Origin of the sequence: Thermococcus sp. GR6, from assembly GCF_012027415.1 — an archaeon.
In the GTDB taxonomy this organism is placed as follows: Archaea; Methanobacteriota_B; Thermococci; order Thermococcales; family Thermococcaceae; genus Thermococcus; species Thermococcus onnurineus.
This window is the reverse complement of the sequence record NZ_SNUM01000003.1, coordinates 1-499: the sequence shown is the minus strand read 5'-3', so window position 1 is coordinate 499 and position 499 is coordinate 1. Positions and strand designations below refer to the sequence as shown.

Annotated in this window: 2 protein-coding genes; both read left to right on the top strand. The window is 37.3% G+C overall.

The genetic code is table 11. The annotated features are described in order from the left end of the window. Window positions 1-99, top strand: a 99-nt coding sequence (locus E3E32_RS10215) for a TAXI family TRAP transporter solute-binding subunit (protein WP_167731658.1), incomplete at its 5' end; no start/stop codon positions are given. 41 nt (window positions 100-140) lie between these two features. Continuing rightward, on the top strand, window positions 141-499 hold a 359-nt coding region (locus tag E3E32_RS10010), incomplete at its 3' end, for a DUF1850 domain-containing protein (RefSeq protein WP_370456378.1).

Here is a 499-nt window from a genome sequence, read left to right as displayed (position 1 = left end):
GAAACAGCTCTGGATGGTATGAGTATACCACTCCATCCAGGAGCTATAAAATACTACGAGGAAAAAGGCCTCAGCGTGCCAGAGGAACTTAAAGGGTGAATCTTTTGAGAGTCTTTCTTTTTTTGCTCCTTTTTCTTGTAGTGTTGTTCATTCCTGTTAATACTCTTGTAATAACCGAGGGTAACCATTCCTATGTTGGATTCCTCGGAGAAAAGGAAATAAAAATCTCATATACTCACAGCGTTCAAAGGAGTGAAATTGTCGAAATCCTTAAGGTGAACAAAAGTGGCATATACGTCACCGAAATGCGATGGAAAGACTTTGGAGCAGGTCTTCCTGAGGATGTTCAATATATGGAAAATGAATATTATGTGAAAAAAGTAAATATTTTCCTTGGAAAAAACCTTGACTTTTGGTTTATTCCACTAAATCAGGTCAAAATTAGCGTGAATGAAGAAGTTATATTGGCACCTGCCAAAGAAACTCTTGTGAACTTTAA